This window comes from Bacteroides cellulosilyticus DSM 14838 (assembly GCF_000158035.1).
In the GTDB taxonomy this organism is placed as follows: Bacteria; Bacteroidota; Bacteroidia; order Bacteroidales; family Bacteroidaceae; genus Bacteroides; species Bacteroides cellulosilyticus.
In genome coordinates this window covers 1,213,229-1,237,515 of sequence record NZ_EQ973490.1, presented here as the reverse complement: position 1 = coordinate 1,237,515, position 24,287 = coordinate 1,213,229, and the positions used below count along the sequence as shown (strand labels likewise).

The window sequence follows — 24,287 nt, the reverse complement described above, 5'->3', positions numbered from 1 at the left end:
AATGATTAAAACTCGCATTCCATAACTTTGCACGATACAAAAATAGCTGCATATCTTTTACACCTTTTTCAATATTAGATATTTGACTTTCAATATTAGATAAATAAATGGCTATCAATCAGAATATTCCATCAAATAACCATAATAATAAGCTTGATTGCCATCCATTGTATATTCATCCAATGTTCTTGCTCCCCAAGAATCAGCACCTCCTACGCCATGAATATTCAAATCAATATTCACATTCACATAATCGCGTACGGGTAGTTCATAAGCATGCCTGTTCTTTTCCAAATCTTCCTCACCATACGGCCACACACGAAAGCAGAGCGGTTGCAAACCTGTCACTTTTATCGTTCGACCCTCCTTATCATTCAGTGAAAACCAACGGACATCACATCTGTTTGCATTATCCTGTGGAAAAGCATAATCCGTGACAAAACTATTGAGATCCGTTGCATAACAACCGACTAAAGTAGCCGTTTTCCTATCCGGATAGTTCTCAAATTCACCACGACCATACCATTTGACATAATCCATGAAAGAAGATAAACGCATCCTCATTCCAAACTTAGGCATTAATGGAATCTTTTCTTTTTCCGGTTTATAGAAAGCTTCAACTTGTATTTTTCCGCTCCCATTTACAGTATAGCGCAATTGATAAGCAGCACCTACCACAGGCAACGACATACTAACCTCCACTACAGCCAGCCCATTCTTCACAGAATAATCCACACCTTCGACTACACGTTCACCAGCAGCGTTTCTCCATATTCCTAAACGGTTATTATAACCATTATTCATCTGATTACTGTTCGCCGGTTTCCAGAAATAAGGTTCCAAAGGGGCATATAGAATTTCCGTTCCACCATTTTTCCAACTTGTCAAAGCACCGGATTTCACATCTACAATGAAACAATTCAATCCAGCCATTATCTCAATAGCAACCGGTGACGCATTCACTTCAACACTTCCCCCTTCCGAAGCAATAGACTCCGGTTTGGCCATATTCACCAAAAATTGCTCCTTACTAATAACAAAGCCTTTTTCAGCCCAGCATGTACTCTGTTTCAGCTTGGCAAATACATTCAGGAAAAGCTCACCCGATCCCGTGAAAGCGGGAATATCCAAATGATCTCCAGCTACAAGCGGTACTTCTCCCGACTTTACAAGTTCACCATTCTGCAACCATTCATACTCATAATCGAACTCATCCAAAGCCGTAAATTCATACTTATTGGTGAGACGTACCTTATTCGGCCCTTCAAGTGAAAAACCAATATTCTGATACACTTTCTGAACCTGATAATAGTGTGGGTGAGGAACACGGTCAGCCCCAATTAAACCATTAAAACAGAAATCCCCATTATTAGGAAAATCACCGAAATCTCCTCCATAAGCCCAGAATTCACCTTCCTTCAATAGCAAAGAACCTGAATTCTCCACTCCTTTCTTATATCCCGGATTTATCTTCTTTGCAATTCCCTGATCGACCCAATCCCAAATAGCCGCACCTGAAACGTGGTCATTAACCTCAATGACATCCCAATACTCCTGCAAATTGCCTACTGAATTTCCCATGGCATGAGCATACTCACGCATAAAGATAGGTTTATCACGTTTTTCCCGGGCATATTCCTTAAACTTTCCGGGAGTATAATAAGAAGGATCATTAAAAGCCGATACAGAAAGATCGGTATCGCTAAAAATAATACGTGAAGCATCTATGGCCTGTATTGTATCTGCCATAGCCTGCATATTGCGTCCGGCACCTCCTTCATTACCCAAAGACCAAAAGACCACACAAGGGTGATTCTTATCTCGTTGTACCAATGCAAGTGCCCTGTCTACATGCGCTAACGTCCATTCCGGGTTATCACCAAGTATTTTATTACCTAAACCATAATCATGACTTTCCTGATTAGCCTCATCCATCACATAGAAACCATATCTGTCACACAATTCATAAAACAACGGGGAATTAGGATAGTGTGCAGTACGGATCATATTAATATTGGCTTGTTTCATCAGTCTCAAATCCTTTTCCATAGTCTCCCTGTCCACAAGTCGGCCGGTGCGTGGATGATGTTCATGGCGATTCACTCCCTTCAATTTAACAGGCTGTCCATTAAACTTAAATACATTTCCATCAATCTCGCATTTCCATATTCCTATATGTGATTGAAACTCCTCAACCACCTTCTTACCATCGTAAAGCCTAATTTCAACATCATACAAGTTTGGCTTTTCCGCCGACCATAGCTTCGGATTTTCCACAACAGATGACAAAGTATAGCAGCCTGCGGATGTTGCCGGCAAATTCTTTACAGGAGTGATTAACCGTTTCACAAATCTCTCCTCATTCCGATTCTTCCCTTTTAATAGAACCTCAAGACTCAGTTTTCCCGATTTACTGTCCGACAAGTTTCTTAACCAGACTTTTGCCTTAAAACCGGCAGACGAAAAATCATCTGCCAGATCGGTAGTCAGCGAATAGTCTTTTATATGGATTTTAGGGCGTACCCATAACTCTACCGGGCGATAAATCCCACTAAAACGCCACATATCCTGATCTTCCAGATAGCTGCCATCCGACCAACGGTATACCTCTACCGCCAGACGGTTTTGCCCCTCATTTACATATCCGGTAATATCAAACTCCGCCGGAGCCATGGAATTCTGGCTATATCCTACTTTTTTCCCGTTAATCCATACATACATAGCCGACTTAACTCCTTCGAAGTGCAGATACAATTGCTTATCTTTCATATCCTCCGAAACATCAAAAGTTGTCACATAAGACCCCACCGGATTGCGATTCTCATAACTAAAAAAATGCTTGGGAGGTTCTCCTGTCACTTTTGGTTGGTCTTTCTTAAAAGGATATGTCCAATTGGTATAAATAGGTTTTCCATAGCCTTGTAACTGCCATGTCCCCGGTACAGAAATGTTATCCCAGCCACTCACATCAAAATTATTTTTATAAAAGTCCGACGGCCTACTTTGCGGATCGGGAGACCAGTAAAACTTCCACCTCCCGTTCAAAGACACAATCTCTTCACACGAGGATTTCCCGGACGGCAACGTCAATGTACTGTGATACTCCTCTTTATTGATACCTACTACGCGAGGATTTTCCCAATCAGGCACTTGCTGTGCACGCATCTGAAAGGTAAAACAAACAGTTAACAGAAATATATAAATTCTCATACTCATCATTTTATAACAGCTACAAATCCTCCACGCGGCAAACATTTTATTTCCAAAGTCATTTCGTCTTCTGACAAAGGAAGATTTTCTTCAATAGCAAAGCTTCTGTCATCTGTACCATCCTCAAATAAAGTTATCTTCTTACCGGCAACGGAAAGGTCTTTCAGCGAAAAACAAAGGGTTCTCGGTTCATTGGTTCCATTAATCCCTGCAATATACCATACATCCCCTTTGCGCCGTGCCATAACAACCTCCATACCCGGATAGCCGGTCAAAAGCTTCGTATCATCCCAGGCTGCCGGCAAATCCGATAATAACTTCTTTACAGGTTCCGGCATATCATAGTAAACCGAAGGCCTGTCTGGCATATGCTGCAAGGCCGACTCAAAAATTACCGGTAATGCCAATTCATGACCGTAAGAGGTGATATGCGGATGCTGAGAATCAGAGAAAGTGCCCGGAGTATAATCCATTGGACCTACGACATTTCTCGTAAAAGGTAAGGTAGCATTGTGTTCCGCAGCCCGATTCGTCAAAACCGGAGTGTTATTGTACCATTCCGCCCCATATACTCCCTCCACCGACATCATGTGAGGATACGTACGTTGCCATCCGCGAGGAATAGTGGCACCATGAAAGTTAAGCATCAATTTATACTTCACGGCATCTTCAAGCAGATCTATATAATAATTCATTGTAGAAACACTATCACCCGAGAAGAAGTCAACTTTAATGCCGGCAACTCCCATATCGCTTAACCATTTATATTCCTTTTCCCTGTCTGCCTTTTTATTCAGACGAAAGAGAGGACCGGGACCTATCCAATTCGTGCTCGAATTATACCAGACCAAAGGTTTAACACCTTGACTCAAAGCATATTTCACGGCATCTTGGATATTTCCCCCATTTCTCATTACATCCCATTCCCAATCGATCAGATCATAAGGCCACTTCATCTTGACTGCCAGGTCAATGTATTCCTTCACGATTTGATAATCTTGAGAACCATGGTTGTATGCCCAATAAATCCATGACACCATTCCGGGTTTTATCCATTCCGTATCCTCCACCTTAGAAGGGTCAGACACATCCGTCACCAGTGTAGACTCAGTAATATCAGCTAAAGAACCAGCAATAAGCAATCGCCATGGAGACTCCCACACACCGCTAAAAGCAAGTTTTTTATCCCCCAATCGCACCTGATAATTATCGCGATTATCCCCATTATACAGAAAAGAGCCACAATGCCCCCGTCTGATATTAGCCTCCGTAATCAGCACAAACACAGAATCCCGTGGCTCTATAAGCGCCGGATATCCCCAAAGGTCAACCTCTGGGCGATTGGCAAGCTTACCATCAGTAGACAGCGGGAAAAACTTTTCATAACCCGGATCATATTGTTGTATCCATCTTTTACTCCCTTGTGGCAAGGCGTACGCCGTATATTCATTAATGATATGTTCTTCATCCGAAATAGCCTTAAGCCCATACTTAAATGCAATCCCATCGTTATACACCCTAAACGTTACCTCCAAAGTTTGCCCTTTATCGTTTTCCAGAGAATAAACCCGTTCGGAAGCCTCATTCACACAATGGCTCCGTTTTCCCGTAATCATCCTATAATCATCAATCACGGATTTCGGTTCCGAAACTGATTTCAGTCTTAAGTTACCGGCAAACTTTTGCGCATCTGTTTCCAATCCCAGTTCGGAACGAAAAAGAATACTATCTCCCTTGTAATGCACAACGAAAGCGGCTTTTCCATAATCGCCATCCTTTGTTGTCACTACACCAACCTTTAAGGTTCCGTCAGGAGAAATAATATCAAATGTTGCCGAGTGACACGAACTGATTATAACAGCTATTACAATCCCCCATGTTTTTCTAAGTAAGTTCATAAACATACATATTTAGTTAGTACAACGACCCTTATTTTGTTAACCCAACAAAAGTAGGGAAATACCTCTGTACATATTTGCAATTTTAGATAATCCATTTGTGATTTTAGATAATATCGTCCTTCTATCCCACTGTAAAGCAAGAAAAGCCCGAAGCATATTTCTATCGCTTCGAGCTTTTCAATCATTTGTTATTCCTTTCCCAAAAACTATTTACCATTAAATTCCTATCAAAATAAATGCAAAATTTAACCTCTAACTTTATCTAACTTAATTTTTTCCTACCACTAATTCACTGCATTTTGAAATACAGCGATATTATATCCTCTGATGTCATGCGACCATTTATTTATCCATTACCATTGATTCGGGAACCAACAATCGTACTGCAAAAATTCCTCCTGCTGTAGTATCCGGCTTACTCTGGAACCTAACCGTAATTTTATCTTTCGATTTCAGCAAAGTGGCCGGAATATTATATTCCACATTACAGAACAAGTCTTTCTTCCATTTCCCGACAATATTTTCCGTAACGATAGTTTGACCGTCAACCAGAATATCAAAGCTCCTGCTACCAGACTCAGCTCCCCAATAACGGACCATCAATGAGAGATTCTCATTCCCTTTCGTGGTCAGTGTATATTCGAAATATCCCCCATTACGGGCATCACGCCAAGCCTCACCGGCATGTACTCCACGATGTGAATCCTGAGTTTTCATTGCATGATCCGACTCAGGTTGTTGCTCACCCGATGATACCATATCCACAGTACGCTTGTCGAGTATCATTCTCCCACGTTCTTCAGCTTCCACAGCTTGTTTATATTCCCTGAATGCGGGCTCGGACATTGATAACCAATACATCATATAGCGGCTATCATGAATTCCATAGAATGGTTCAAGTATCAGATTCTTATATTTTTCCTGAGTAAACAAACCGGGAACAGTAAAACTAAAAGATTTTCCTTCGACAGGCCTCATATTATTCAATTTATTCAGAATATCACTTCTTTCCCCTATAATATAAGGTGCGTCAAAAAGTGAAACCAGCGATCCGTGCGCAATATGCTCCCAACGCCCGTCTCCGGCAATTAATCCGGGCATATTTTCCGTTCCCGTCCTCGCACCTAACAAAATAGGGCCACGCATGATCGAGATAGCGTTAGGTACATTGGGCAGTTCTTCAATTTTCACGGTCATCGGAGTCTTTACTTCTACCACATCTCCTTTTGACCATTGGCGATCAATGGCTATATAAGAGCCTGGCTGCGCACTTTTTGCATAATCAACCCCGTTGCAGACCACCTGCATTTTTCCCTGCTCCACCCACGATGGATAACGTATCAGCAGTTTAAACTGTGTTGCTTTGGAAGGATTAACAGTCAGCGTAGTCCCCTCTTCATTCGGAAAGTCCGTTTCTTGTACAATCTTAATCTTCTTCTCTTTCCAGTTCAATTCAGAAGGTATAAAAAGATTCACATACAGAGCATTATCCGCCATATCATGGGTATAAATAAACTGCCCGTATTTACCATGATTCTCCATACCGGTACCCACACAACACCACATTGCTTTTCCCGGTGCCGAATAAACACGATAATGCGAGGGGCAAGCAGGTGTGAAATATACATATCCCCCATGTTCAGGATGCTGAGTAGAAAGGATATGATTATACATAGCACGTTCATAAAAATCGGCATATTCCACTTTGGGATGCATACGGAACAGACCTTCGGTAAGTTTCAGCATATTGTTAGTATTACACGACTCCGGTCCCTGACGTTCGTGCATATAATCGGAACATTTTCCTGCTTCGGGAAAATGCTCACCCCGACTGTTTCCGCCTAATGACAAAGAGCGATGAGAAACTACAGTCTCCCAGAAAAATTCAGCAGCAGTCATAAAATCATTGTAATCCGGAGCGATTTTCGAATTAAGTTCAGCCACACGCTGATATCCCACGGCTTTAGGCACTTGCGTATTGGCATGCTTGTTATCCAGATTATCAATGCGCCTTGCCATACTGTCGAAAATCTGCTTATGTGAGAAGCGTTTCGCCGTATCGAGGTATTTGGGATTGCCGGTCATTTGCCAGGCATCCGCATATACTTCATTCATACCGCCGAATTCATTATCCAGCATACGCTCCATTTGCCGGTCGTCTAAATTAGAAATAACGTCGACGCCCCAGTCACAAAACTTCAGGAAGATCTTTTTCGCTTTTTCATTTTTACCGTAAAGCCAGGCATCCCGCAGTCCGGCATAGGTTTTATGCATATTATACCAGGCAACCCAATAGTTCCATACAATGCCTACATTCCCTTTTCTTATTTCTTCTGCAAACTTTTTACTGTTTGGAAAACCGCAAATAGAGCCGTCACCATTAGCCTGCTGTACACGTGCAAATTCAGAAACCATATAATCCATGCGTTTTTTGCATTCCAGATTACCTGTAGCGGCATAATGAATGGCTAAAGCAGTCAGATAGTGCCCACCGATATGCCCGTCAAGACCGTCTTTTTCCCAATTACCATACGTTTCCGCTTTCTTAGGTAATCCTGCTTCACGCAGGAAAGGAGCCAGCAAACGATCGGTATCATACTGAAGCAGAACCTTAACGTTCAAATCACAAGCATGCTTAAAAGGACCTGCGGTTATTCTCACATCTCCCAGAGGGAAAGTGTTCGGATAAAGCGCGTCCTGCGCAGTAAGGCTTGTAAAACTAATCGTTATCAGTAACAATAGAATCCATTTTTTCTTCATTTCCTAATCCTTGATTTATTTCCACTTATAATCATACTTTCATATGATCTGACACAATGCAAAAATAGGCCTATTATGTTATAGTCATTGTCAATTTCAGACATTTGATTTTAGATTTCAGATAAAACTTCTTTCGTAGCCTCACCGCAACTCTACCGTACTTACTCCGTACATTTTTCAAAAGATGTAACATCATGAAAGAAACGTGTAACATCATTATTGGGCTGAGAAAACAGAATGCCGTATGTTTGCGACATAAAATTCAGAACCATGAGAAACATTGCAATCATCTTAGTATGCGCATTGGCGTATTGCTTCGGGGTACAGGCACAAAGTAGTATCCCCCACTCCCAGGCTGGTTTCGACGTAGAAAAAACAGGAATAGCCCAAGGGAAAATAGAAACGGTGACTTATAACTCTAAAACCGTCGGTACGAAGCGGAAAGCATTGGTTTATACCCCTCCCGGCTTCAGCAAAAGCAAGAAATACCCCGTACTTTATCTTCTGCATGGTATCGGTGGCGATGAACAGGAGTGGTTCAATAATGGCAAACCGCAAGTCATTCTCGATAACCTGTATGCCGAAGGCAAACTAACGCCGATGATCGTAGTACTCCCCAACGGAAGGGCCATAAAAGATGACCGCGCTACGGGCAATATCATGGCTCCGGATAAAGTAGAAGGCTTCGCCATTTTTGAAAAAGATCTGTTGAACGACCTGATTCCCTTTATTGAAAAGACATATCCTGTAATCAAGAATCGAGAGAGCAGAGCCATCGCAGGCCTGTCAATGGGTGGCGGGCAATCTCTAAACTTTGGTCTGGGAAATCTGGATAAATTCGCCTGGGTAGGAGGATTCTCATCCGCTCCCAACACCAAAGCACCCGAAGTGCTTGTCCCGAATCCGGAAACTACCAAACAGCAACTGAAACTGTTGTGGATATCCTGCGGAGATAATGACAACCTAATGTCCTTCAGCGAGCGTACTCACCTCTACCTGCAACAGCATCGGATTCCCCACATCTTCTATGTGGAGCCCGGAGGCCACGACTTCAATGTATGGAAAAACGACCTCTACCTGTTCTCTCAATTGCTATTCAAGCCTGTAGATACATCAAGCTTCGATAAATACGGCCTTCACGGGACACGCGCGGAATCCAACGTACGGAATTCCAAATATCCGCAACTGACAGCAGACCACCGCGCTATTTTTCGCATAAAAGCCCCGGATGCACAGAAAGTACAGATAGACCTAGGACGGAAATATGATATGGTCAGACAGGAAGGGGGCATCTGGGAAACGGTAACCGATTCTTTGGGTGAAGGTTTCCATTACTATTCACTATTGATTGACGGAGTGGCGGTAGCCGATCCCGGAAGTGAAACTTTCTATGGCATGGGACGCATGGCAAGCGGCATTGAAGTTCCTTTCAAAGGTGGAGAATATTATGCACTGAAGGATGTGCCGCACGGTGATATCCGCATGAAACGTTACTACTCGGAAGTAAGCCGTTCGTGGAGACGCTTCTTTGTATATACGCCTGCCGGATATGACACCCACACGACTGAAAAATATCCTGTTTTATATCTGCTGCATGGTGGTGGAGAAGATGAACGCGGCTGGGCTACGCAAGGTAAAACGGACCTGATAATGGACAACCTGATCGCTGAGGGAAAGGCTAAACCGATGTTGATAATAATGCTAGACGGCAATATGGCTTCTGCCGGATTCAATGCCGGTGCCTTGAAAGCATTCGAAGCCGAGCTGATGCAGGCTGTCATTCCATTTGTAGAAAAGAACTATCGCGTCAGAAAAGAACCGGACAGCCGCGCACTTGCAGGCCTCTCTATGGGAGGCATACAGACACTTTATGCCGGCCTATACCATACAGATATGTTCGCTCATCTCGGTGTATTCAGTTCCGGATGGCTACCTTTCTACCAGAAAATCGCAGATGACCAATACGAGTTTATCAGCAAGAATAAAGCAGCGATAGACTCTCAACTCAGATTACTCTGGATTGCCATGGGAGGTAAAGAAGATATAGCCTATCAGAACTGTCAGAATATGCTTAAAGAGTTTGATACGCTAAAACTGAAGTATACATATTCCGAATACCCGGGTGGACACACCTGGCCGGTATGGAGGAATAATCTGTATCATTTTGCACAATTGTTATTCAACAAATGACAAAAGACACATTAGAAAACAATCTATCTTCTTACTCAATACTTACAAGGATTATCACAAATATATCTGATTTTGAAATTCAAATATCTAATATCAAAAGCCACTCATCCTTCGATAGCTTACTTTTGTCGCATGGTGTCTTATTGAACAAATAATAACATAAATATTTACGTATAAAAAAGATTAGATTGGTTATGAAAAGAATTCAAGTCGTTTTATTATTGTTTGCTATTGTCCCTATGTTTGCAATAACAAAAGCAATAGCCGGTAATAATAATCAGCCCAAAACGTCCAAGTTTGTTTATCATGGAGCCGGTAATCCGTATCTACCGTTATGGGAACATTTGCCGGACGGAGAACCCCGTGTTTTTGAAGATCCCGACAATCCGGGAAAATTTCGCGCTTACATCATCGGTTCGCACGATGTCCGCTTCGGCAGTTATTGCGGGCCGGACATCAGAATGTGGTCGGCACCCGTAGAAGATTTATCAAGTTGGCGTGACGAAGGGCCTATCTTTACCTATCAGGTAGAAGGACAATGGGATGTGATGTACGCTCCCGACCTTGTTGAAGTGAAAAGGAAGGACGGCACAAAAGAATATTATCTGTACCCGCATAGCCGCGGTAGAGACAGAGAAGCGATGGTTGCCAAAGGAAGCCGCCCCGACGGACCCTTTACCCCCATCAACCTGACTGCTGATGGTACAAAAACTCTGCCCGGAAGTATTCTGGGATTCGACCCATCAGTATATATCGAATATATTACGGATCCGAACGATCCGGATTATGAAATCGGATTCAGAGCCTATGGATACTGGGGATTCCAACGTTCATTAGCCGCTCAACTGGACCAAAACACCATGTATTCCGTACGCCCGGGAACAGAGGTTATTCCTTATTTCATGCCGGCAGGCGTTCGCAGAGGTAACAATCGCGGTCCGAAGAATATTTCATATCCGCATATCTTTCCCGGAGAGGACCTCGAAGCATTCAACTTCTTTGAAGCTTCATCCATACGTAAGATCGGAAACAAATACGTGACCATCTATAGCGGACATTCAGGTCCCGACTATGGATTGGGCAGTTCCAACTCCACTTTGCGTTACGCTTATGGTGATTCTCCACTGGGTCCATGGAAAAGCGGCGGCGTTCTGGTCGATTCGCGTGCCCCGGTGTTAAATCAGGATGGTTCACACCTGCAAACAACTAATGCAGGACACAATACACACGGAAGTATAGAACTCATTAACGGACAATGGTATGTATTCTATCACCGTCCGCCACGGGGATTCGGCAACGCACGCCAGTCAATGGTAGCCCCAATCCATGTAGAATGGGATAAGAAACCGGTGTCGGAAGGCGGTAAAGTTTCCATCAGAGCCTACGATCCGTATGCAAAAAATAAAATCTGGACAGCCAAAGACAGCCAAGGAAATGAATACAAAGGAGCAGAAGTAACCTCGGAAGGATTCCATATATTCGGCCTTGATCCCTATCAGTATTATTCCGCGGGATTTGCATGTTATCTCTCCGACGGACGTATCCAGCAGGATTCATGGGACATCTGGGATAATCATGCCCCCATCACAAACGTGAAAAACGGCAATATAATAGGATATAAATACTTCGGCTTCGGCGGATTGAATAAAGACAAACTGGGTTTGAAAGCTTTCGAAGGAACCAAAAAGGGAAACCAAACAGCCTTCAACCTCTTCCTTACACCCAAAACATCAAAAACGTTTAAAGTGAACGTTTGGTTAGATGGTCCGTGGGATAACGAAACCTGGAAAGGGACGAAGATAGGCGAAATTGTTGTTCCCGCCAACTCGGCGCAGAAAACGGAACAGTTTACAATTGATGTATCGAAGTTTGTTGACCACCTGGACAAGAAACATGCAATCTATCTCGTTGCTGAAAGCGAAGAAACGGGCAATCTTTTCGATTTAGCCGGCTTGGGATTCAGCTCAAACAAGAAGAAGATCACTCGCCCTATTGTCCCCAAAGTAAATATAGAGGTCAATGGAAAAGCAATCGAAGTACCGGCAACTCCTGTACGCTCTACTGAAAGCAATGGTATTACCGGCTATGACATCTATGAAGCTGTTTACAAACTTCCGGCCGGAACTACCGGAACCCCTACTGTATCGGCATCAGCGACTGATAAGAATGTGAAAGTAGAGATTATCCAGGCAACATCGGTTTCCGGAACTGCTATTGTGAAATTCGATTATAAAGGGGTAGTTAAAACATATAAGGTTGTGTTTACTCCTCTTGCATAAGAATATCAGAATGTAACCATGAAAAAAACATTTACTATTCTATTATTTATATGTGCAGCCACAGGGATAAATGCACAAGATAAATTGTATTCCAACGAGTTTCCGCTCTCACAAATAACACTCCTCGAAGGGCCGTTGAAACATGCCCGGGACTTGAATATCGAGACATTGCTCAAGTACGACTGTGACCGTTTGATGGCTCCCTATCGAAAAGAGGCAGGGCTGACACCCAAAGCTAAATGTTATCCCAACTGGGACGGATTAGACGGACACGTCGGAGGACATTACCTCACAGCTATGGCCATCAATGCAGCCACCGGCAATGAAGAATGTCGCAAGCGTATGGAGTACATTATCAGTGAAATTGCCGAATGTGCCGAAGCCAATTCCAAGAATCATCCCCAATGGGGTATTGGCTACATGGGCGGAATGCCTAACAGCCAGAATATTTGGAATGGCTTTAAAGACGGAGACTTCCGCGTATACAGTGGCTCATGGGCACCGTTCTACAATTTGCATAAGATGTATGCCGGCTTACGCGACGCATGGCTATATTGCGGCAATGAACAGGCAAAGAGTCTTTTTCTACAGTTTTGCAATTGGGCAATCCACATCACATCAGGATTGTCGGATGAACAGATGGAACGGATGCTTGGCAACGAGCATGGCGGCATGAACGAAGTACTTGCTGATGCGTATGCCATTACTCATGAGCAAAAGTACCTTGACTGCGCAAAGCGTTTCTCCCACAAACGGTTATTTACTCCTATGTCGCAGCGGCAAGACTGCCTCGACAATATGCACGCCAATACGCAAGTACCCAAAGTTATCGGCTTTGAGCGTATATCAGAGCTGTCGGGAAATGAGGATTATCATGTGGCAAGTTCATTCTTCTGGGATATCGTAACCGGCGAGCGCAGCCTTGCATTTGGCGGAAACAGCCGTCGTGAGCATTTCCCTGCTAAGGATGCTTGTATGGACTTCATCAACGACATTGACGGTCCTGAGAGCTGTAACACCAACAATATGTTGAAACTTACAGAAGACCTCCACCGTCGTAATCCGGAAGCGCGGTATGCCGACTACTACGAGCTTGCCACATTCAACCACATACTCTCCACCCAGCACCCGGAACATGGAGGCTACGTCTATTTTACGCCTGCCCGTCCCCGCCACTATCGCAACTACTCCGCTCCTAATGAAGCAATGTGGTGTTGTGTCGGCACCGGTATGGAGAACCATGGCAAGTACGGACAGTTCATCTACACCCATGCAGGTGATGCCCTTTTTGTGAATCTATATGCGGCTTCACAGCTCGACTGGAAGGAACGCGGCATCACGTTACGTCAGGAGACGGCTTTCCCTTATTCTGAAAACAGTACTATTACTATTGCGGAAGGTAAAGGCACATTCAATCTCATGGTGCGCTATCCGGGATGGGTACATCCGGGCGAATTCAAGGTCAGTGTAAACGGAAAGCCTGTCGACATCATTACAGGCCCGTCATCCTACGTCAGCATCAATCGCAAATGGAAAAAAGGCGATGTAGTAAACATCAATTTCCCAATGCACTCATCCCTGCGCTATCTACCCAACGAACCGCAGTACGTTGCTCTCATGCATGGACCTATCCTTCTCGGAATGAAAACCGGTACAGAGTCGATGGCTTCACTTATAGCGGATGATAGCCGCTTCGGGCAGTATGCAGGTGGTCCAAAGCAGCCTATTGATAAAGCTCCAATCCTCATCAACAATGACATTACCAGTATCCCGTCACAGCTCACTCCTGTGTCTGGCAAACCGCTGCACTTCACACTCAGCACCCGCACGGAGAACAAGATTGAAGGAGAGTTGCAACCATTCTTCGAAATTCATGACTCTCGTTACATGATATATTGGCTTGCCCTCACCGAAGGTAGCTACAAGCAGTATATCGATAACATTGCCAAGCAGGAACAGGAGCGTCAGGCACTCGAAGCAAGCACTGTCGACAAAGTGCAGCCAGGCGAACAGCAACCGGAGACCGACCACCAGATGGAGACCGACGAGTCATACACCGGTAACACAAATAATGTCTTCTATCGCGATGCCCGCAACGGACATTATTTTAGCTACCTCATGCAAACCGATGGTCTGACTAACCTCAAGCTGCGACTCAAGTATTGGGGAGTGGGCGAATGGAAAAGCCATGAATTCGATATCTATATTGATGATGTGCTTCTCCGTTCCATCAACAACACCGGCAAATATCGCATATCAGAGTTCAAGGCAGAAACCTATGACATTCCGGCTACTCTTTTGCAGGATAAGAAACAAGTACGCGTCAAGTTTGTGGCAAAACCCAACAAGCAAATAGGTGAAATATATGAAGTAAGATTAATAAAACAGTAGCTGGATAGCTACTGTTTTATTTCTTTTCCAATACGGATACAAGCTCCGCCACCCGGCGCTAACTTTATATTCAGAACTTCATTCCGCGTTACTTTCTTTTTCGAAACCTTAATCGTTTCTCTGTTACTCAAATAATGGGCATTCTCCCCATCTTCTACAATTTCCGCTTCATAGTCTCCTTTACCTAAGAAAGACAGCGGCACACGTAAAGTTCTACTTTCTTCGTTAGTTGCAGCTCCTACCAAGAATGCTCCATCTTCCGCTTGACGCATCATTACGATATATTCCCCTATTTCGCCATCCAAAGTCTTACTTTCCAGCCAAGGCATCTTCTGTGCAGACAAAAAGCGGAGTAAAGCAGGATATTTACGATAATATTCAGGAATATCCGGAATAATCGTTGCGCCGGAGAAAGTGATCAATGTTCGTGCAGCTTCCGATACCACCGTTGAAGGTACCTCCTGATTATTATCCGAACGCGTCGTTTTCCCCTGTCGCAAGTCAAACATACCATTATTCATATCAATCGGGCCGGCTATCATATTCACAAATACCGAAGTAACAAAGGTCTTGGGATAGAAAATCTCATGGCCGTCCAATTGAGCCTTGCAATATTCACGTGTCACAGCATTGGGCCACGTCCGCATCTGCCCATAGGGATGCACCGGATAATCATGAAAATCTACCAATAATTTATACCGTGCACACATTTCAGTTATACTCTTCGTTCTGGTATTCTTCTCTTCGCCATCTCCAGCCATAAAACCATACTTCACCCCGGCAGCTCCCCATGCGCCATATTGCTTCAAGGTTTCCTCCAACGGATAATTACGTCCTCCTACATCATTCAGATACAGCCAAATGCCTACTCCTTTCTGTTTTCCATATTGAATCAACTTTCGTACATCCCTGGCCTTATCTCCCTTTACAGGATCTGAGCCTTGCTCAAACTCAGGTCCATACCAGTTGGCATCAAGAACCAGATAGGCAAAACCCTGTTCGGCGGCAAAATCAACCATTCTTTCCCAAGAAGGATAAGACATTGTATAATGAAATCCTTCCCATTGAGCACCATTGATACGCCAGTCCCACAATGCAACTCCCGGCTTTACCCATGAAAAATCATAATCTCCGGAAGGTTCCGGATTCAATAATTCCAAGAGATGAGAATCTACCAGATCGCCCGGACGATTGCCGCAAAGAACCACACGCCATGCCGATTGATACCCCGCATGAAGCAAATGCGGCTTTACAGACACAGAAAACAAACATTGCCCTTTTTCCGACTTTAGTTTCAAAGGTTCCCCTTCATCCAGACAAGCTTCATGGACAGCCAGATATAAATCATCCGCAGCCTTCACCGTCATCACAGGCAAGCGCTCACCATCAGTTTCCGTCAATCGTTCCGGACCGATATTATGCCTTTCACCATTATAAAACCATGCAGTATAATCGCCTGCAAAATTAAAAGTAGTAAGTTCCAATGCAGAACCTGCATCTTGAGGCGACACATAGCGAAAAGCCACACCTTCATTATAAGCCCGTGCCACTACTTCCAAAGCATCCGATGATTTCGCTTCATTCACAAAAGACAGCTTCATCTCATTGTATTTATCGGGTACCACGGCACGCTTTCCCCACAAAGGCTTCCAAACAGAATTCACTTTGTTACGAGTAACCTTTCCCATTTTCCATCCCCGGAAAGGAAAAGTCAGCCCATCTTCCGTTTTAAACCCCAATGCAGAAGCATCAATCACTTGTTTACGCTTCACGGATAATTGATAAGTCAGCTCACCGGCATCCGTTTGAATAATCGCTAACTGTATCTTTCCGTCAGGCGAATCAACCGTATATTTTCTTTCACCGGCATAACAATAGGTTCCTATCAATAAGAACAACAAACACAATCTTCTCATAATCCGATTTTATCACATCAATAAACTTTATTAAATACCGGCTTCATTATAAAACTGAATTCATAATTACCGTACGGCAAGCGGTATTGCGGATAAGCGATAGCTCCCCAACTATTTTCACAAGCCAGCCCCAATTGAGCCTTGTCTATGCAAAGATTCGTATAATCCACCGGGATTACTTCCGGCGAATGACGCTGATCTTTATTCAATCCGTCGTCCAAAGATTCAATCGTATAATTCAGAGCCGATGCCGAGAACGGTGCTTCCGCAACAAATTGCAACCCGGACCCCGCTTCATTCAGTTGTCTCCACCAACGTATATCAGTCTTAGTACCCGTTTCTTGCGGACGGATATATGGATAGAATTGTTCAGCCACCGTCTGACGATAAATTCCCAAATCCGTTGCATGATTACGGTCCGAATAGTTTTCCACAGGACCTCTGCCATAATAGTTGATTCTATAGAACTCGTCAGGCATCTGCATCTGCATGCCGAAGCGGAACATATCGGGCACTTTCTCTGCTTCACCGGCAACCATTTTCTGGGTAACTTTTATCTCACCTGTATTATTTATCACATAAGTCAGATATAATTTAGCAGATACATCAGGCATTTCATATCCGGCCTCAACTACAATCGTTCCATTTTCCTGCTTATTGGTAAATGAAGTTCTTTTCAGTTTTGGATTCAACCATACTCTGTATTTATGCTGCAACCTGGCACCATAATCGTTGTCAGTAGGCGCACGCCAGAAATTAGGCACGAGTTGTCCGCCATCATTCATTAATTCTTTGCCTGCAACCTTATATCTGCTCAGGAAACCATTGTTCTTCGCAAACTCGATAATGAAATCCTCACCTTCAATGATCAGATAATTGCCATCATTATTATTCACGGAAGGAGCAAGCGATTCTATATTCGCTTTCTTCACATTCACTAATGCCATATCGGGTGCTTTATAGGGAATGACGGACATTTGAGCTTTTGCAACAGTAAATCCGGGAGATAATAAGGTTTCAGCCTTTTTAAGTTTATAAGACACATTCAGTAATAGTTCTTTATCTTTATACGAATTTACATCGGAGATGTCCAGTTTTAGTTTCGCCTTTTGTTGAGGAGCAACATTCAGATTGCTAACAGTGCCGGCTTCTACCAATTCACCATCTGCCAATAACTGCCAATCCAGATAATAAGCGGAAAGATCACGGAAGAAATTCTCATTAAAGATTTCTATTTCTCCATTTTGCAGGTTGACGGGATGTGTCCAAATGGACTGATAAAAGTAACCCACTTCGTACATGTGCGGATTCGGTACCCTGTCAGGGCTTATCAGACCATTATCACAGAAATTATTGTCAGAACCATCGTACTTATTAAAATCTCCGCCATACGCATATATTTCAATACCATCTTTATTTTTCCAACGCACAGACTGGTCAACAAAGTCCCAAATAAACCCACCCTGGAATTTCGGATATTTACGTATCAGGTCCCAATATTCTTTGAATCCACCCATAGAATTACCCATAGCATGCGCATATTCACACTGTATAAGCGGCTTAGTAGCATTACTCTTGGCATAATCCTCACACGCACTGTACCACAAATACATTGGGCAGAAAATATCGGTATAATAATCATGACCGGCCTGTTCATACTGCACGGGGCGTGTCGCATCTTCCGCTTTTATCCAACGGTAGCAAGCCTCAAAGTTAGGGCCGGGACCAGTTTCGTTGCCCAATGACCAAATAATAACCGAAGGATGATTGTAACTGCGCTGCACATTACGCTGGTTACGTTCCAGATGTGCTTTGGCAAAAGAAGCATGTTTAGAAAGCTGATTATTAGTATATAACATTCCGTGCGCCTCTACATTAGCCTCAGCTACGACATACAAACCATACTCATCGCACAATTCATACCAAAGATTATCGTCAGGATAATGACACGTACGCACAGCATTAATATTGAATTGTTTCATAATCCGAATGTCCTGCAACATACGCTCCCGTGAAACAACATATCCATAATCGGGATCCATTTCATGGCGGTTGGCACCTTTAATAAGTACAGGCTGTCCGTTCACAAGCAGCTGAGCATCCTTAATCTCCACTTTACGGAACCCCACTTTTACCGGAATAACTTCTAAAATATCATTGCCATTCTTTAAAGTAGCGGTCAGGCAATAAAGATTGGGCATTTCCGCACTCCATTTAAGAGGATTCTTAACCTCCATAACAGTCGAAAGACTGCCCGAACCATTCAACCGGGTGTTTGCAACCACATTGCCTTTCGCATCCGACAGTTCTAACTCTACGGTACCCCGTCCTTTCACCTGGAGAGCAATGTCCAGTGATCCGTTGGTGTATTGCTGATCCAAATCGGGAGTAACTCTTATGTCCTGTATACAAGTCTTGTTGCGAGTATATAAATAGCAATCACGTCCCACACCCGAAAAGCGGAAGAAATCCTGATCTTCAAGATATGACCCGTCACACCAACGGAACACCTGAAATGCAATCAGATTTTTTCCCGGTTTGAGATAACCCGACAAATCAAACTCCGCTTCCAGTTTGCTGTCTTCACTATACCCAACATACTTACCATTTACCCACAAATAGATATTAGAAGTGACAGAACCAAAATGCACAAAGATTTGCTTATTCTTCCATTCCGCCGGTATGACAATCTCTTTTCGATAGGATCCTACATGATTGTTGGCTACAGGTATTTTCGGAGGATCAGTTCTGAATTGGTTCTTCCATGGGTACCCTACATTGACATAAATAGGATCACCATAACCATTTAACTCCCATACAGCAGGTACTTTCAGTTCATCCCACGCACTATCATTATAACCCAACTGATAAAAATCATCCGGACGCTGGTCAGCATTCCTTACCCAATTAAATTTCCACATCCCATTCAGAGACAGAAAATTATCAGATTCTTCCTTAACACCTGTACGGGCAGCATCGTATGATTCATAAGCAAAATAATTAGCGTGCATCGGAGCACGATTCACAGCATTTACCTCCGGATCTCTCCACTCATTCTTTTGGGATAAAGCAACCGTTTGCAATCCAATAGCCAACGCAAATAGGCTGAATAGTCTCTTCTTCATATCATTATTATTTGAAATTATCCTATAGGATACAAATGTAGAGCTTAACCTGCCCACAGACTTTCAAAATTAAATATATGATTTTTAAAATTAGATATATCTCAGACTCCTTCCTCCTATTTATAGCTTTTAATAATATATCTTCTTGCCTCTCTTATTGGAGAAGGAAAGATAATCTTTTACCTTTACATCATAGTATGACTTTGCAATTCCATCATCATTGGAAGGCAATTTGTCTTTTTCATGCGGCAACTCAAGAATATCAATTACCTCTACACTCTTTTTCAGTTTAGGGAAAAGCAGACTGACATAGATATATTTGGAGTTAAAACCTTCCACAGTCAATAATCGATCTTGGGGAGCTCCTCCGTCATATCCTCTCACATGGTATTCATCACCCGTTTTTCTGTCTATTATCACAAAACCGGGACTGTAATACAACCATTGCCAATCAAAGTAAATAGGTTGAAGAAACGTTACTTTCGTGTCTTTTGCTCTTCTTTCAATGGAATATAATAAAGGTTTTGTTCCTGTTGCTCTGTTATAGGGTCTGTCAGCAACCTCAATGCTATCTTTAGGAAGCGCATAGGCTGCATCATATATTTCCTGATCCCGATTTCTTGTTTGATCCACTACCTCCGTACTCCTGCCAATTTCCGGATGCAATTCCTTTCCCATATCCATCTGTAGCCTATTAACCAACAGCGGCATGGCTTCGCGCATAATCCCCATTGCCGACTCTTTATACCGCTCGCCCAAAGGAGATTCAAATTCAGACACATTCATCTTTGCCACAGACAGAGTATACGATAGAACCTCATCAATAGAAGCCGACGCGCCGGTAACTTCCATCAACTTTTTCAAAGATACTTCGTACTCATTCGTCTTATCAGGCTGCTGCGCAGAAACCGGCAGAATGAAAGTCGACAATATGATTATACACATCACTACTCTAAAAATAGTTTTGTTTCCCATGATATCATTTTTAAATAGTTCATTATATTTATTGCATAGATAGTGTTTTTATATGAGAAAAACTAATTAAAAGCGGAAATCACATACTGTCGAGTTTACATCAATCTTTCCTACATCCTACACCAACTATCATTTTCATTTGATTATCAAACAGATAGGCGGTGTAGGAAGTGGTGTAGGAAGTGGTGTAGGAAGTGGTGTAGGAAAGTGTAGAAAAGTTCCATCCTACACCCAAAAACAGATAAAAAAGATGTTTTTTAAGTTTGTAATACACTAGTTTTCAAAATCTTAATACGTACAATACAAACTTTACCAAAATTCATACATATACCTCCTTTTTAGCCTGAATTATTCATCGAAAGAGTTAAAAGAGATCACTTCGTTAGAAATTAAAGAATTAAACTACATAATCCCATCATCATAGAAAGCTGAATTACAGAGGAGAAACTTGATATGCTACTTCCTTTTTACTATAAAGTATTAAAAATAATGTCATTATGCTATAAGCAAAATCTTGTTTTTCAGTTGTGGGCTGTGTAGCCCGCAATTGCGGGATGAACAGCCCACAATTGGCAAACGTAGAGCCCGCAACTGTAGGACGAAGTTTTGCTACAGGCAAAAGAACAAAAACAATAAAGCAAAGTGTAGTTTTCATACTACCTTCTAGCTATTCTGCTCATTGTTCCTAAGTATTCTGTTGCCTAATATCATAAAAAGGATCAGAAGTTTTTTTGAAAAAATAATGCAAAGATCTCCTCTATTTCTTATTTAAGTTTCACATATAACCTGAAAGGCTCTCATTTTATAGCATAGGGCATCGCCCTACGCTATAGAATAAAAGGCTTACGATTCCAAACGTCGTCGTTATCATCACTCAATAAACATGCCTTCTTCAGGAGGCTCTCATGATTGTGTTCTGCAACAGAAAAGATAAAATATTCACACATCAGATATATTAGGTATTTAATCAGAATTTACCCTAAAAGTGCTATATTTGCCTTCGCATACTGTTTCAAAATCTATCAAAATGAATATTGAAGAATTTAGAGAATATTGCCTGTCATTAAAAGGTGTTCGTGAGAAAATGCCGTTTCTAAATGTTTCTGATAAATACAGTCGTGATGTTTTATGTTTTTATGTAGTGGATAAATGGTTCTGCTTTGTAAATATCGAAGTCTTTGACTTTTGCTGTATCAAATGCAATCCGGAAGAATCAGGAGAATTACAAACCACGTATATAGGAATAAAGCCCGGATGGCACATGAATAAAAAATACTGGATCAGTGTTTACTTTAATCAGGATGTACCTGACGAGAAAATTAAAGAACTCGTAAGCAAGTCTTATGACATTGTTGTCAAAAGCCTGACAAAGAAAGAACGGGAGATGCTACTATCAAGTGGTGAGTAGCATTCCCGGCATTAATATGATATATATGAATTCTACAGAGTTATGAAAGCTTTCTATATAGTCTCCAACAGTATCCACCAATAAGCAATATCAGTAATAATGTAATGCCAAAAGCCCAATAATTAACTACACGGGATTCGGCAACAAGCATATAATCACTGTCCAAAAGACGAAAAGCATCTACTTTCCAAATGAGTGACTCATCTTTTTGCATGGCTGCATTGGTAGAAACCACTCTACCCGGCATGGATAACTCAAACTGCACAGCATAACCAAACAATTCTGCAATCCGCCCTTTTTCCTCAAACAGATCATCCATTGGCTTTTTATTGTCCGCATATAAACTTGAGAAATATTTCGTTTGACTCAATTCATCCAGATAATTGCATACCTCTTCGGGCGATCCGTCATCACCGGTATCTTTTCCGGAAAAGTACTTCCCATAAACCGGTTCCTTCAGATCTGCCAACTGATGTACAAAGCCCGTATCTCCTTTTATCGTAATGAAATGAAGAATTACTTCACAACTCAGTTCATACTGACTACGGTTATACCATTTCCAGAATTTGGCTTCAATGTCATCCAACCTATTATTCTGTTCAATACCATTTAATCCGATCAAAGCCTCTTGATCTCCCCGAAACCATATCCGCTGCTCTTCTTTATTCATATAATTTTCGAGAGGTACCGGACCTTTATCGGGTAATTCACCGTAGGTAGCCGTATACTGATAATATGTATAGAACCAGCGGAAGCTTTTCCGGAGTTTTTCGACCGGAACTACCAGAGGAAGACTGTATTCCTTTCCATCCAAAGTACTGAAGCTATCGGAACCTACCGTTGGATAAGTCCGGCAAACTTTCACATTCAGTTTGTCTTCATCTCCCCAGCAGTTGAATTTAACAACAGAGTCCAGATTACTCACTTCCCATCCCGAATCTATTCGGAATAAAAACGGATTATGATTCCTGTCTCCTGCAAGGAAAGCAGAGTCGCCATAAGCATATACCTCTCTGTGCATGCTACCATCACTATTTACCTGAGAAACCATTCGGTAATAGGTACCGCAAGAAGTCATACCGAGCAGCAAAACAATGGCTGCCATCCATTTATACGTTCTCATAATGATATAATTTAATAAGTTTTCTTTGTAAGTTCCATTACTCTCTTTTGCCTGAGTTTCTTATACTGCACGTACTGTCCGGACAGGTAATCGCTCTTTTCAGAAAGCCTCATCCTCTCCCAGCCTTCCGGTAGGGAATAAGCACTGTTTTCCTGGAAACGATATTCCTCTTCTACTCTGACACCATCGGGAACCGGACTAAGAAGAGTCTCACTCACCAACAAGCACAACAAAAGTCCTGCGGCTATCCCGGATACCCAACTGCCAATCAGCAGGCTTTTCCTTTTCTTCTTTTGGGGAACGATCCTGCTCACTTGCTGCAAAATGGCGGTAGTCAGTTCATCCGGATTGCTCAATATAGGCTGTACATTTCTCACCTCATCAAGCCATTCATTGTAAAGTTTATCATCTTGTTTCATAAGCCAGCATCTATTTGATTCATTTTGTTTCGTATATTCTTCCGGGCCAGATAAAGGGTGGTTTTAATGATTCCGGCAGAAAGTCCGGTGATAATTTGCACCTCCGGCACATCCAGTTCCTCAATATCCCGTAATGTAAAAATCAACCTTTGCCGGGGAGACAGCTCATCGGTATATCTCAGGATTAGTTCACGCAGTTGCTTGTTCACCACTGCCAATTCTACATTATCATCTGACGAGATATTCGCGGAAACGGAATAATCTGCTTCATTATCGAGTGGTGAATGGTGCAGGGAGCGCAGACGGTCATAACAGGTATTACAAGTGATTTTATAAAGCCAGGTAGAGAAGCGGCACTCACCATTATATTTACCCAGCGCCAGCCACACCTTTACAAAGGTTTCCTGTACCATATCTTTAGCTTCATCCTCGTCGCACAGCAATCGGAAAGCAAGCCGGAATACAAGTGGCTGAAACGTAGAAACCAGCAGAGAGAATGCTACTGCATCCTCCTGCTGGCTCCTACTTATAAGCTCTTGTATTTTTTTCTGGTCCATCATAATAATATCTTCGTTTATTATATGATACGT

The 24,287-nt window shown here is 42.6% G+C and carries 14 protein-coding genes; 4 read left to right on the top strand and 10 right to left on the bottom strand.

What is annotated here, in order from left to right:
* Positions 1 to 114 precede the first annotated feature (114 nt).
* The 3 genes from BACCELL_RS09135 to BACCELL_RS09120 all read right to left on the bottom strand — a co-directional run bounded on the left by BACCELL_RS09135 (position 115) and on the right by BACCELL_RS09120 (position 7,871).
* Entirely contained in the window at positions 115 to 3,210 is a 3,096-nt protein-coding gene (locus BACCELL_RS09135) for a glycoside hydrolase family 2 TIM barrel-domain containing protein (RefSeq protein ID WP_044153732.1), read from the bottom strand.
* A gap of 5 nt (positions 3,211 to 3,215) precedes the next feature.
* Complete coding sequence (locus tag BACCELL_RS09130) at positions 3,216 to 5,114, bottom strand: glycoside hydrolase family 97 protein (RefSeq protein ID WP_007211439.1); 1,899 nt, start codon at positions 5,112 to 5,114, stop codon at positions 3,216 to 3,218.
* A gap of 339 nt (positions 5,115 to 5,453) precedes the next feature.
* A complete protein-coding gene (locus tag BACCELL_RS09120; RefSeq protein ID WP_007211437.1) occupies positions 5,454 to 7,871 on the bottom strand; it encodes a glycoside hydrolase family 127 protein in 2,418 nt (805 codons plus the stop codon).
* A gap of 270 nt (positions 7,872 to 8,141) precedes the next feature.
* Here BACCELL_RS09120 and BACCELL_RS09115 point away from each other — a divergent pair, with 270 nt between their 5' ends.
* The 3 genes from BACCELL_RS09115 to BACCELL_RS09105 all read left to right on the top strand — a co-directional run bounded on the left by BACCELL_RS09115 (position 8,142) and on the right by BACCELL_RS09105 (position 14,731).
* Entirely contained in the window at positions 8,142 to 10,061 is a 1,920-nt protein-coding gene (locus BACCELL_RS09115; protein ID WP_044153729.1) for an alpha/beta hydrolase-fold protein, read from the top strand.
* Positions 10,062 to 10,255: 194 nt separating this feature from the next.
* On the top strand, positions 10,256 to 12,340 hold the full coding sequence (locus BACCELL_RS09110) for a hypothetical protein (protein ID WP_007211435.1): 2,085 nt from the start codon (positions 10,256 to 10,258) through the stop codon (positions 12,338 to 12,340).
* Positions 12,341 to 12,358: 18 nt separating this feature from the next.
* Positions 12,359 to 14,731, top strand: coding sequence for a glycoside hydrolase family 127 protein (locus BACCELL_RS09105; protein ID WP_007211434.1), 2,373 nt, complete (start codon positions 12,359 to 12,361; stop codon positions 14,729 to 14,731).
* Positions 14,732 to 14,739: 8 nt separating this feature from the next.
* Here BACCELL_RS09105 and BACCELL_RS09100 read toward each other — a convergent pair whose 3' ends face one another.
* The 4 genes from BACCELL_RS09100 to BACCELL_RS09085 form a co-directional block, all read right to left on the bottom strand.
* Complete coding sequence (locus BACCELL_RS09100) at positions 14,740 to 16,647, bottom strand: glycoside hydrolase family 97 protein (protein ID WP_007211433.1); 1,908 nt, start codon at positions 16,645 to 16,647, stop codon at positions 14,740 to 14,742.
* 17 nt (positions 16,648 to 16,664) lie between these two features.
* Positions 16,665 to 19,772, bottom strand: coding sequence for a beta-galactosidase, LacZ type (gene lacZ / locus BACCELL_RS09095; RefSeq protein ID WP_007211432.1), 3,108 nt, complete (start codon positions 19,770 to 19,772; stop codon positions 16,665 to 16,667).
* Positions 19,773 to 19,901: 129 nt separating this feature from the next.
* Entirely contained in the window at positions 19,902 to 20,747 is an 846-nt protein-coding gene (locus tag BACCELL_RS09090) for a DUF2059 domain-containing protein (protein WP_007211431.1), read from the bottom strand.
* A gap of 433 nt (positions 20,748 to 21,180) precedes the next feature.
* Positions 21,181 to 21,402 carry a hypothetical protein gene (locus BACCELL_RS09085; RefSeq protein ID WP_007211429.1) on the bottom strand — a complete coding sequence of 74 codons (222 nt, stop codon included), beginning with the start codon at positions 21,400 to 21,402 and terminating at the stop codon, positions 21,181 to 21,183.
* Positions 21,403 to 21,774: 372 nt separating this feature from the next.
* On the opposite strand from BACCELL_RS09085, the gene BACCELL_RS09080 reads away from it, so the two are divergent.
* Entirely contained in the window at positions 21,775 to 22,155 is a 381-nt protein-coding gene (locus BACCELL_RS09080) for an MmcQ/YjbR family DNA-binding protein (protein ID WP_007211428.1), read from the top strand.
* A 40-nt stretch (positions 22,156 to 22,195) separates the two neighbouring features.
* Here BACCELL_RS09080 and BACCELL_RS09075 read toward each other — a convergent pair whose 3' ends face one another.
* From BACCELL_RS09075 to BACCELL_RS09065, 3 genes are read right to left on the bottom strand one after another with little or no spacing between them, the layout of a single operon-like run.
* Entirely contained in the window at positions 22,196 to 23,278 is a 1,083-nt protein-coding gene (locus BACCELL_RS09075; protein WP_007211427.1) for a hypothetical protein, read from the bottom strand.
* Positions 23,279 to 23,289: 11 nt separating this feature from the next.
* Positions 23,290 to 23,697, bottom strand: coding sequence for a hypothetical protein (locus tag BACCELL_RS09070; protein ID WP_007211426.1), 408 nt, complete (start codon positions 23,695 to 23,697; stop codon positions 23,290 to 23,292).
* Complete coding sequence (locus BACCELL_RS09065) at positions 23,694 to 24,257, bottom strand: RNA polymerase sigma factor (RefSeq protein WP_007216492.1); 564 nt, start codon at positions 24,255 to 24,257, stop codon at positions 23,694 to 23,696. The genes BACCELL_RS09070 and BACCELL_RS09065 overlap by 4 nt, the downstream gene beginning before the upstream one ends.
* Between the last annotated feature and the right edge of the window lie 30 nt (positions 24,258 to 24,287).

Bases quoted from the DNA above. Each gene is read 5' to 3' on its own strand.
- BACCELL_RS09115 (WP_044153729.1), top strand. From the start codon at position 8,142: ATGAGAAACATTGCAATCATCTTAGTATGCGCATTGGCGTATTGCTTC.
- BACCELL_RS09065 (WP_007216492.1), bottom strand. From the start codon at position 24,257: ATGATGGACCAGAAAAAAATACAAGAGCTTATAAGTAGGAGCCAGCAG.
- BACCELL_RS09130 (WP_007211439.1), bottom strand. From the start codon at position 5,114: ATGTTTATGAACTTACTTAGAAAAACATGGGGGATTGTAATAGCTGTT.
- lacZ (WP_007211432.1), bottom strand. From the start codon at position 19,772: ATGAAGAAGAGACTATTCAGCCTATTTGCGTTGGCTATTGGATTGCAA.
- BACCELL_RS09105 (WP_007211434.1), top strand. From the start codon at position 12,359: ATGAAAAAAACATTTACTATTCTATTATTTATATGTGCAGCCACAGGG.
- BACCELL_RS09070 (WP_007211426.1), bottom strand. From the start codon at position 23,697: ATGAAACAAGATGATAAACTTTACAATGAATGGCTTGATGAGGTGAGA.
- BACCELL_RS09100 (WP_007211433.1), bottom strand. From the start codon at position 16,647: ATGAGAAGATTGTGTTTGTTGTTCTTATTGATAGGAACCTATTGTTAT.
- BACCELL_RS09120 (WP_007211437.1), bottom strand. From the start codon at position 7,871: ATGAAGAAAAAATGGATTCTATTGTTACTGATAACGATTAGTTTTACA.
- BACCELL_RS09080 (WP_007211428.1), top strand. From the start codon at position 21,775: ATGAATATTGAAGAATTTAGAGAATATTGCCTGTCATTAAAAGGTGTT.
- BACCELL_RS09110 (WP_007211435.1), top strand. From the start codon at position 10,256: ATGAAAAGAATTCAAGTCGTTTTATTATTGTTTGCTATTGTCCCTATG.
- BACCELL_RS09135 (WP_044153732.1), bottom strand. From the start codon at position 3,210: ATGAGAATTTATATATTTCTGTTAACTGTTTGTTTTACCTTTCAGATG.
- BACCELL_RS09085 (WP_007211429.1), bottom strand. From the start codon at position 21,402: ATGAAAACTACACTTTGCTTTATTGTTTTTGTTCTTTTGCCTGTAGCA.
- BACCELL_RS09075 (WP_007211427.1), bottom strand. From the start codon at position 23,278: ATGAGAACGTATAAATGGATGGCAGCCATTGTTTTGCTGCTCGGTATG.
- BACCELL_RS09090 (WP_007211431.1), bottom strand. From the start codon at position 20,747: ATGGGAAACAAAACTATTTTTAGAGTAGTGATGTGTATAATCATATTG.